We start from the raw sequence: 12390 nt of genomic DNA, 5'->3' as shown, positions 1-12390 counted from the left end.
GAGGAGTTGTAGGGGAATTATGTATAGATGGATCAGGCTTGGCTCGAGGGTACTTAAATAAAGAAGCTATAACAGCAGAGAAATTCATAGATCATCCATTCAAATCAGAAGGTAGATTATATAAGACAGGTGATCTGGCACGATGGTTACCAGATGGTACGATTGGTTTTGTAGGTAGAAAGGATAATCAGGTAAAGATCCGCGGATATCGAGTAGAATTAGAAGAGATAGAATCGGTATTAAATGACTTGTATAATATAGAACAGTCAGTTGTTTTGGCTAAAGAGGATGCTAGTGGTTCTAAACAATTGATAGCATATATAGTTTCTAAAGAGTTTGGGGATATCAACAGTATTAAGGAAGGTTTGATGTTGGTATTAGAAGAAAAGCTACCAGCATATATGGTTCCTAATTTATATGTAAAGTTGGATACAATACCTCTTACAACTAATGGGAAAATTGATAGAAAAGCATTACCAGTACCAGATGTTTTAAGCAGGCAGAAAGAATATATAGCACCATCTACAGAGACAGAAAAACAACTTGCAGAAATTTGGCAAGAAGTATTAGGAATAGAAAAAATAGGTATTAAAGATGACTTTTTTGAATTAGGAGGTAATAGTTTAAATGCAATAAAAATTAATTCCAGAATTAAAAAGAAATTAGATTTAGATATGGAAATTAAAAATCTATTTCTCTTTGATACCATTGTAGATCTGGCATTTCAGATAGACTTTTCTAAAAACCAAAAAGAAATCAAAACAGATAATCAAGAATTAAAAATGATAGAATTATGATTGAGTTATTGAAAAAGATATCTAATGAAAAAATTGTAGTAGATATTAATAATGGAGAATTACAGTTATTCTCTTCTCAGACAAATATAGATAGCGATCTTTTATCAGAGATTAAAACTCATAAAAAAGAGCTTATAGAATATTTAACCAAAAATAAAGATTTATCATTTCAAGAAAAAGAATATAAGGAAATTCCAAAATGCAAAGAGAGTAGTAGTTACTCTTTATCTAATGCACAACGCAGATTATGGCTAGCAAGTCAATTCGTGTCTGGAGCTAATACATTTAATATGCCAAATACTATTTTTTTGGATGGCGTTTATGATGTAGCTTGTTTTCAAAAAGCAGTGTATTCTGTTATAGATCGTCACGAAATATTACGCACAGTATTTAAATCAGATGAAAGAGGAAATGTGCAACAATATGTTCTAACTTCTGAGGAATTAGGATTTTCTATTACCTATCAAGATTATAAAGAAAGAGAAAACCCTGAGGTAGAAGCAAAATCATATATAAAACAAGATTCTTACCAGCCTTTTGATTTAGTAGAAGGGCCTTTAATAAGAGCATGTTTATTGCAGTTGTCTGAAACTAAATATATGTTTTACTATAATCTGCATCATATTATAAGTGATGGCTGGTCTATGGAAGTCTTAGCCAGAGATGTAATGCAGTATTATAAAGCTTATGTTTCTAATCAAACCCCAGAAGTTCCTTTATTAAGAATACAATATAAAGATTATGCAGCCTGGCAATTAGAACAATTAAATAATACAACATATCAAGATCATAAAAAACACTGGCTTAATCGATTATCAGGAGAACTTCCAGTTATAGATTTACCATCCTATAAAATTAGACCTAAGATCAAAACCAATAGTGGTAGACGATTAAATAGTTTCATTTCAAAAGATCTTACAAATCAATTAAACCAATTTATCAAAAAAAATGATGGAAGTCTATTTATGTTTGTTTTATCTGTAATAAATGTTCTTATACATAAATATACTTCTGCAGAAGATATTATTATTGGAAGCCCTTTTGCAGGTAGAACACATCCGGATTTAGAAGATCAAATAGGTTTTTATGTAAACATATTAGCATTTCGTAATAAGATTGATCCAGAAGAGAGTTTTATTGATTTTTATAAAAAAGTTAAAGAAATAGTTTTAGATGACTTTAGTCATCAAGAATACGCTTTTGATAAATTAATAGAAGATTTAGAATTAAAATATGATCAAAGCAGATCCCCTCTATCGGATATTTCATTTACTCTTCATAATAGTAATGAAAATATAAATTCAACAGACATAAGAGAGGATATACTTAATAAAATCGAAAGTAAGGGAGTTACAATTAGTAAAAATGACATAGAGTTTCATGCTACAATGTTAGGAGATGTAATTGCATTGGATATTATTTATAATGATGATGTTTATGATGAGGGAGTAATATCAAATATGTTACAACATTTTAAGCAATTATTATCTAATTTATTATTATCTCCAGATGAGAAACTTCTTGATGTTGATTATTTGACTCCAGAAGAATGCCATGAAATACTAGAAGTATTTAATACAAATACAATAGAGTGCCCTAAAGATAAAACCATAGTAGATTTATTTGTAGAACAAGCAAAAAAGACACCAAATTCTGTTGCAGTTGTATTTCAAAAAGCATCTCTTACTTATAAAGAATTAGAAGAAAAATCTAACCAATTGGCAAATTGTTTGATAACTGAACATAGTGTTAAAAGAGGGGATTTTGTAGGAGTGCATTTAGATAGGAGCGAACAATATATAGTTTGTTTATTAGGAATTTTAAAAGCTGGTGCAATTTACGTTCCAATAGATACTGGATATCCTTCGGGTCGTAAAGAGTATATTATAAATGACGCAAATATACAGCTCCTTATTACCGATACAAATTACATGTTTGATTTACCTTATTTTGATGGGGCATTATTGGCAATAGATGTAGAGTTTGAAAACTTTGACTATAATTCAGATATTCAAATCTTTACTACACCAAATGATCTTGCATATGTTATCTATACCTCTGGATCTACCGGAGAACCGAAGGGAGTTATGATAGAACATAAAGCTGTTTTAAATGCAATTTTAGCCCAGATAGATATTTACGATATAACAAGCAATTGTAAAGCAGTACAGTTTACTTCTTTTTCTTTTGATGTTTCTATTTCTGAAATTTTTAATATTCTACTATCTGGGGCTAGCCTTTTCATAGCAAGTGAAGAAATGCGTAGTGATCCCAGATTATTAGAAGAATATATAGAAGACCATAATATTAACTTAGCTACTTTGCCTCCATCGTATTTTCAGATAATGAAGCCAGAAAAACTGAGAGGTTTAAAAAAACTTATAACAGGTGGAGAACCATCAGATTATGAAAAGGTAGTTTCTTTATTATCTGATGGGTTGCATTATTATAATTCTTACGGTCCAACAGAAACAAGTATTTGTGTTACCGTATTTAAAATGACAAATACGAATGTATTAGATTCAAAAGTTATACCTATCGGTAAACCAACTGCAAATACCCAAATTTTTATTCTTTCAGAAAGCTTAGAACTAATGCCAGTAGGAGCTATAGGAGAATTATGTATTGGTGGTTCACAACTTGCGCTAGGATATTTAAATAGACCAGATTTAACATCTGAAAAATTTATAGAAAATCCATTTAGAAAAGAAGAAAAATTATATAGAACAGGAGATTTAGCTCGTTGGTTACCAGATGGTAATATAGAATTTATAGGAAGAAAGGATCATCAGGTTAAAATACGAGGACATCGTATTGAGTTAGGAGAAATTGAACTAGTAATTGATCAAATTAATGCGATAAAACAATCCGTAGTCGTAGCAAGAGAAGATATTGGAGGCTCAAAACAATTAGTGGCTTATATAATTTCTGACACAGAATTAGATCATAGAAAAATACAGGAAGATTTAGAAGATAAACTTCCAGAATATATGGTGCCAAAAATCTATGTTTCCTTAGATAAAATGCCGCTATCACATAATGGAAAAGTAGATCGAAAAGCATTACCAATTCCTGATGAAGAATCCTATAATAAACAAGAATATATAGCACCTACAAATGAAGAAGAAAAAGCGTTGATTTCTGTTTGGGAATCCGTATTGGGAGTAAAAGGGATTAGTATCAAAGATAATTTTTATAACCTTGGCGGAGATTCTATAAAATCAATACAAATAGTTGCCAGATCCCGAGAGCATGGCTATACTCTTAAAGTAGGAGATGTTTTATCTATGCCAATATTAGAAAACATGGCTACTTTAATGAAAAAAGTAAGTAAAGTTATAGATCAATCCGAAGTCGAAGGAAAAGTAGCTCTGACACCCATACAGCATATTTTGTTTGAACATCCATCGATAGTGAATCCTAGTCATTTTAATCAATCTTTACTTTTAAAAAGTCATGAAAAATTAAATAGCGATTTTTTAAAATTAAGCATAATACAATTAGTAAAACACCATGATGTTTTACGAATGGTATATCATCAGGAAAATAATACTTGGATACAAAACAACCGTAAATATACAGAGGAATGCTTTAAAATAGATTTTCATGATCTTAGTAATGAAAAGGATAGTTTGAAAATGATGGGGGAATTATGTCAGGATTTACAATCTAATCTAGATCTTTCTAACGGTCCCTTATTTGTAGTTGGCCATTTTAGACTCTCAGATGGAGATCGTTTAGCACTAATATGTCATCATTTATTAATAGATGGAGTATCATGGCGAATATTGTTAGAGGATTTATCTACGGTATACAAACAATATCAATCTGGAAAAGAGATCTCTCTTCCTTTAAAAACAGATTCTTTTCAAAAATGGGCGTCATTACAACAAGAATATTCCCAAAGTAAAGAATTAAGTAGTGAACATGATTATTGGAATAACCTACATACCTCTAATATTCCAGATTTTCCTATAGAAAAAGGCGTGAGAGAAGATAAGATGCGTATGGATAAACGTGTGTCTTTTACATTAGATCAAAAAATTACATCAATAATGCAAACAAGTATTCATGATGTTTATCATACAGAAATTAACGATATTTTACTAGCTGGATTAGGATTAGCATTAAAAGATACTTTTGGTATATGCAAGAGTGTTGTCGAAATGGAAGGTCATGGTAGAGAAGATATTTTAGAAGATGTAGAAATTAATAGAACTGTTGGATGGTTTACTTCAATTTATCCTTTGATATTAGAGGTTTCAAAATCTTCAGAGAGATCAAAAAACTTAATAAAAGTAAAGGATAATCTTCGTAAAATTCCTAATAAAGGGATAGGTTACGGGATTTTAAAGCATCTCAAAAAAGGATTTTCTTCAAATCTTATTCCCGCAATCCAATTTAATTATTTAGGAGAGTTTGGTAATAAAATAGTAGAAGATAAAGAAATAAATGCACCGATATTTGAGTATGGATCAGATTATATAGGAGAGGCAATAGATCCACAAAATATTATGGATGCTTTGATAGGAGTCTCAGGTTCAGTAAGTTCAGGAGAGTTGAGTATGGCGATCTCTTATCGGTCAGATTTATATAATGATAAAACAATGCAAGTCTTGATAGATTCTTATAAAGATAATTTGACTAGCTTAATAAATGAATTATCATCCATAAATGAAAGTTACTTAACTCCATCAGATTTAACGTTTACAGATTTAAGTTTTGATGAGCTACAAGACCTAAATGCTGATGATTTATTGGAGGATATTTATGAACTTTCTTCTGCGCAACAAGGAATGTATTATCATTGGTTCTCTTCAGAAGACTCTTATTTTGAGCAAGCATCTTATAGGGTTAAAGGAGCTGGGTTAAATATGGCATATTTCAAAGAAGCATATGATACTTTGGTGGATCGTTATGCAATATTGAGAACTAGTTTTATCAGTCAATATGCAGATTCTATTTTACAAGTAGTTAAAAAATCGGTACCTAGTGGTTTTTTGCATATAGAAGCTCCAGCCAATATTGAACCTAACAATAAACAGGCTTGGGTAGAAAAAATGAAATTTGAGGATAGGGAGAAAGGATTTAATTTAGAAGAATCCTCTCAAATGCGATTAACTATATTGGATCTAGATAATGAAGAATATGAATTTATATGGAGTCACCATCATATTTTAATGGATGGATGGTGTACAAGCATACTTATCAATGATTTTTATAGAATTTTACAATCTATCGAAAAAGGATCTAAGCATAATCTATCTAAAGTTAACCCTTATTCTGATTATATAAAATGGTTGAGTAAGCTTGATAAGGAAGGAACCATGACATATTGGAAAAATTATCTGTCAGGATATAATAATACAGCTAAGGTTCCTTATGCGTATTCTAATAGTTCCCTAAAAGAATATAGTTTTAACAATGAGACTATAGAACTAACAGGAAATATTCATGAAAAAATAAATGTATTATGTAATGAGTTAGAGATAACCCCTAATACATTTACACAAGTAGTTTGGGGGTATTTATTATCTAGATACAATAATACTCAAGATGTAGTATTTGGGTCTGTAGTTTCTGGCAGACCAGCAGATTTAAGCGGTGCAGAAGAAATGGTTGGATTGTTTTTAAATACTATACCAGTTAGAATACACTACTCAGAAAATGATACGCCAAAAGATGTATTAAAGAAAACACAGGAAGAAGCTATAGCTTGCCTTCCTTATCATTATGCAAGCCTATCCTCTGTACAGGGTCAAAGTGAATTAGGGGTATCTTTATTAGATCATATAATGATCTTTGAGAATTATCCAATACAAGAATTAATAGAAGAACAACTAGAAGAAAAATCAGATCATGGATCCAGTACTTTAGAATTTGAATCTGTGGATATTAATGGGAGAACTAATTATGATTTTAATATTGCAGTAGCAATATCTGAAACTTACCTTAAAGTACATTTTCAATATAATAAAAATAGGTATGAAGAAATATTAATAAAAAAGTTAGCAACCCATTTTTATAATATAGTACAATCTTTTACAGAACAATCAGATCTATGTTTAAAAGAGATTGATTATTTAACAAAAGAAGAAAAACATGAATTACTACATAGTTTTAATCCAATAAATGTAGAGTATCCTAAAGATAAAACGATTGTAGACGTATTTAAAGAACAGGTATATAAAACACCAGATGCAATTGCTGTTGTATTTAAAGAAAAAACACTAACGTATGAAGAATTGGATACTAAATCTAATCAACTGGCACATTATTTAAAAAGAAAAGGAGTTAAAACAGAAGATTTAGTAGGTATTTGTCTAGATAAATCATTAGAAATGATAGTATCTGTATTAGCCGTTTTAAAATCAGGAGGTACATATATTCCAATAGATCCAGAATATCCAGAAGATCGTATTAATTATATTATAGAGGATAGCCATATCTCTTTTTTTGTTACAAATAGTGAGTATAATTATTTAGTAAGAGATAATCGTTATACACAAGTTATTCTTATCGATAAAGATTGTTTTAAAATACGTAAAGAATCTATAGAAAGTATAGATCATAATTACTCCTCAGAACAAGCTGTTTATGTTGTATATACATCTGGGTCTACAGGAAAACCAAAAGGAGTTGTGGTTTCTCATTCAGGATTATTAAATATAGCACTTTCATGGAAAAAAGAATATGAGCTTAATAGCAAAACTTCCTTATTACAAATGGTAAGCTTTTCTTTTGATGTTTTCTCCGGTGATTTATGCAGGGGGCTACTTTTTGGAGGTAAAATAATACTTTGTCCACCAGAAACAAGGCTTGATCTTGTAGCTCTTTACAAGATAATATCTAAATGGAATATTAATATAATAGAAATGACTCCGGCTCTTGCCATAGAGTTAATGGATTATATTTATGAAAATGAATTAGATGTTTCTTGGATGAATCTTTTAATTCTAGGCTCAGATATACTTCAAACCTCAGATTACCAAAGGTTAGTTAGCCGTTTTGGGAGTACCCTGAGAATTGTTAATAGTTATGGTACAACAGAAACGACTATAGATAGCTCTTTCTTTGAAACGGATTCACTAAATACTCTTAATGATTTACCCTATGTGCCTATCGGTAAACCAATGCAAAATACTAGTTTTTATGTTTTGGATAAGCAGAAAAGGCTTTTACCGGCAGGAGTAGTGGGAGAGCTTTATATTGGTGGAGCTGGTCTAGCAAAAGAATATTTAAACCAAGAAGATTTAACAGTACAAAAATTTGTAGAACACCCTTTTAAAAAAGAAGAGCGAATTTATAAAACAGGGGATTTTGCAAGATGGTTACCAGATGGTAATATGGATTTTATAGGGAGAAAAGATCATCAGGTTAAAGTAAGGGGATATAGAATAGAATTAGGAGAAATAGAATCGGTATTAGAAGAAATAAAAGAAATAAGTAAATCGGTGGTCTTAGCAAAAGAAAATAGCAGAGGGATACACCAATTAATAGCATATCTTATTTTAGATGAACCTATAGATAATATAATAATACAGCAAAACTTAAGAAAAAAACTTCCTGAGTATATGATTCCTAGAGTTTATATACCCTTAGATACAATGCCAATAACAGTAAATGGTAAAATAGATAGAAAAGCATTATCTGTAATAAATTTAGATATTAATAAAGAGTATGCAGAACCGTCTAGTGAGACAGAAATCAAATTGGTTCAGATATGGAAAGAGGTTTTGGAAATAGATAAGATAGGAATAAATGATAACTTTTTTGACTTGGGAGGGAATAGTATAAGTGCTATCCGGATTATTCTTGGAATAAGAAGAGAATTAGACATAGAAATAGATATTAAAAGTTTATTTGAGTTTAATACCATTGCTGATTTAGCATTGCATATGGATTTTTCTATACAACAAGAACAAATAATCTCAAAAAGTGAAATCGTAAAACAAATAATGTAATGAAAGAGATACTAAATAAAATTTTGGCAGGAGGTCTTATAGTAAACGTAAAGGATGGAGAATTACAGATATTTTCTACCAAAGATAAAGTAAGTGAGGATTTGATCTCTGAAATCAAAAGTAAAAAAAATGAACTTGTCTCATACCTTCTTAAACATAAAGAATCATCGCTTCAGAATAAAAAATATCAGAAAATACCTAAGTGTGATGAAAAAGATAGTTATCCAGTTTCTAATTCTCAGTTAAGATTATGGTTAGCAAGTCAAACAGAAGAGAGCTCGATAGCGTATAATATGCCTAATTCTATCATTTTAGATGGAACATATGATATTGAATATTTTCAAAAAGCAATACACTCGGTGATAGAGCGTCATGAAATATTGCGCACTGTATTTAAATTAAATGAAGAAGGAGAAGTTAGACAACATGTTCTTTCTTCTAAAGAGTTAGATTTTGAGATAATTTTCAAGGATTTTAGTGAAGAAAAAAATCAAAAATTTACTTGGCAGGAATACGTGAAATCAGACTCTCATAAACCATTTAACCTAGAAAATGGACCTCTCTTACGAGCAGGCTTACTTAAATTAACAAAAGATCAATTTATTTTTTATTATAATATACATCACATCATTAGTGATGAATGGTCTATGAAAGTTTTGGTACATGATGTAATAAAGTTTTATGAAGCTCATTTGTCCAGAATCCCTTCTGATTTATTACCGCTAAATATTAATTATAAAGACTATACAATTTGGCAATTAGAAGAACAAAATAAATCAACTTTTCAAGAACATAAAAACTATTGGATTTCTCAATTTACAGAAGAAGTAGAAGTAATAGATCTGCCATTAAAAAAGAAAAGACCAACGAACAGAAGTTACAATGGTAAAAGTATTAGTACGGAACTTTCTGTAGAAGAGACCTCGAAATTAAAGAGCTTTACCAAGGAAAGGGAAGGGAGTTTATTCTCGGGATTATTTGCAGCCTGGAATGTCTTATTATATCGTTACACAGGACTAACAGATTTAACTATAGGTAACCCAGTAGGTGGTAGAGATCATCCGGATTTAGAAAATCAAATTGGGTATTACCTACATACGCTAGCGCTAAGAAATAAAATAGATCCAGAAAGCACTTTTGAGAAATTGTATGATAAAGTAAAAATAAATATTCTTGAAGCATACAAACATCAGACATATCCATTTGATAAACTTATAGAAGATTTAAGTATTAAAAGAGATATTGGTAGAAACCCTTTATTTGATATATTAGTAGATTATCACGGTATTTCAGAAACAAGTAAAAGTTTTAAGGAAGATACAGAAATACAAGATCTTGGTAGTGGTGTGGTGAAATTTGATTTAGAGCTTCATCTTACAGAAGCTGATGAGAGAGTTAATATTATGATTAATTATAATCAGGATATATACGATCAGGAAATGATAGAATGCTTAATAATTCATTACAAAAGGCTAATAAAAGCGTTAATAGAAGAATCAGGAAAAAGTATAAATAAAGTTAACTTTTTAACAAGAGAAGAAGAGCAACAATTAGTAAATAAGTTTAACGATACTCAAAATTTAAATAGTTTTAAAAATAAGACTGTAATAGATTTATTTGTAAAAAAAGCAAAAGAAATACCCAATGCAATAGCTGTAGTATTTGAAGATACAGCAATAACATATAAAGAATTAGAAGAGAAATCTAATCAATTTGCAAATTGTTTGCTAGATGAATATAAAATCCAAAAAGGAGATTATATAGGAGTGCATTTAGATAAAAGTGAGCAGTATATTATATCCATTTTTGGAATTTTAAAGGCTGGTTGTGTTTATGTGCCAATAGATACTAATTATCCAAAGGAGCGTAAAAAGTATATCGTAGAAAATGCAAAGATTAGCTTATTGCTGTCAGATACTTCTTATATGCTGGATACAGATTATTATGATGGTGCACTATTAGCAATTGATGTAAATTTTGACCCAACTTTATATAGTAAAGAAAACACCTTTTTTGGATTATCTAATAACTTAGCTTATGTAATTTATACCTCTGGATCTACGGGTAATCCAAAAGGAGTAATGATTGAACATCATTCTTTAGTAAATTATATAAAGTGGTGTAGTGAGAATTATTTAGAGGAAAATTTTCGTAATCAAAATTTTGGATTATTTACATCTCCTTCTTTCGATTTAACGATTACAAGTATTTTTCTTCCTTTGGTAAATGGAAGTACTTTAAAAGTATTCAATGAAAATTCGGATGTATCAGAATTACTTAAAGAATATTTGACCAGTGATATTTCATGTATTAAAATTACGCCATCTCATATAAGTTTACTAAAAGAGTTGAAAATTAAAGACTCAAACTTGGAGATGGTTATCGTTGGAGGAGAAGAGCTTAAAGAAGTCCATATTAAAATATTACAACAAATAAATCCGAATATAAAAATCTATAATGAATATGGACCTACAGAAGCTACAGTGGGATGTATTGTTTGTGAAATTAAAAAGTCAGAAGAACCGATACATATAGGTAAACCTATTGATAATACGAGTATTTATATATTAGATAATTCAAGACAATTAGTTCCTTTAGGTGTAGAAGGAGAGATTTATATAGGAGGAGAAGGAGTCGCTAGAGGTTATTTAAATCAATCACAACTTACCAAAGAAAAATTTGTAAATAATCCGTTTAATAAAGAAGAAATATTATATAAAACCGGAGATATCGGGTGCTGGTTACCTAATGGCAACATTAATTTTATAGGTAGAAAAGATAATCAAGTAAAGATTAGAGGTTATAGGATAGAATTAGAAGAAATCGAATCGGCATTAAATCAATTAGAAAGTATAGAGGAATCTGTCGTTTTAGTTAAAAAAGATAACTATGATTTTGAGCAATTAGTAGCGTATGTTATCTTTGCAAAAGAAACAGATGTTAGGTTTTTACAAAAGGAATTAGAAAAAAAATTGCCTGAGTATATGGTTCCTAAAATTTATGTTCCAATAGATAAAATGCCACTAACGCATAACGGTAAAATTAATCGTAAGATATTACCAACTCCAAAGGATAGTGCTTATAATCAGAAAAAAATTATAGAACCATCTAGTGATACAGAAACAAAACTCGTACTATTATGGCAAGAGATTCTAGAACTTGATAAAGTTAGTGTTTTGGATGATTTCTTCGAATTAGGAGGACATTCTTTACTAGCAGTTAAATTATCTTTTGCAATAACAAAGACATGTAACGTGAAATTTGACATTAGCACGATATTTAAACACCCAACACTTCAGTCGCAAGCACAATTTATAGATATTATAACTATAAATAGTGATAAAAAAGAATCTATAGATGAAGAGGTGCTACACATTTAAAATATCCTTTTATTATAAAAATTAAAGTGTGAAGAAATCATATTTATGCAGTTCTGTAAAGGATCTAATACTATTTAAACTTCTTAATCTTTAATTCCTTAAGGCTTGCCTCAAAAACGCGATCTACCACTGGATGTATAGATCGATTTTGCTAAAAGATTGTTAATTATATAAATCATATAAGTAGGCAAATTAATCTAATTTTTAATCTCAGTATAGCAGTTTAATTAGAGCATAATTCAAGGACTA

The 12390-nt window shown here is 29.8% G+C and carries 3 protein-coding genes; all 3 read left to right on the top strand.

The features are described 5' to 3' along the window. The coding region (locus H527_RS0107085; protein ID WP_027412055.1) for a non-ribosomal peptide synthetase at nucleotides 1-797 on the top strand (797 nt) is incomplete at its 5' end. After that, nucleotides 794-8761 (top strand): non-ribosomal peptide synthetase, encoded by a 7968-nt coding sequence (locus H527_RS0107080; protein WP_027412054.1) that lies wholly within the window; start codon nucleotides 794-796, stop codon nucleotides 8759-8761. The genes H527_RS0107085 and H527_RS0107080, both read left to right, overlap by 4 nt. Then, complete coding sequence (locus tag H527_RS0107075) at nucleotides 8761-12141, top strand: non-ribosomal peptide synthetase (RefSeq protein WP_027412053.1); 3381 nt, start codon at nucleotides 8761-8763, stop codon at nucleotides 12139-12141. The genes H527_RS0107080 and H527_RS0107075 overlap by 1 nt, the downstream gene beginning before the upstream one ends. Nucleotides 12142-12390 lie beyond the last annotated feature (249 nt).

Origin of the sequence: Aquimarina muelleri DSM 19832, assembly GCF_000430665.1 — a bacterium.
GTDB lineage: Bacteria > Bacteroidota > Bacteroidia > Flavobacteriales > Flavobacteriaceae > Aquimarina > Aquimarina muelleri.
Note: the sequence above shows the minus strand (reverse complement) of the source record. Positions and strands in the feature narration are given on the sequence as shown.

Bases quoted from the DNA above. Each gene is read 5' to 3' on its own strand.
- H527_RS0107080 (WP_027412054.1), top strand. From the start codon at position 794: ATGATTGAGTTATTGAAAAAGATATCTAATGAAAAAATTGTAGTAGAT.
- H527_RS0107075 (WP_027412053.1), top strand. From the start codon at position 8,761: ATGAAAGAGATACTAAATAAAATTTTGGCAGGAGGTCTTATAGTAAAC.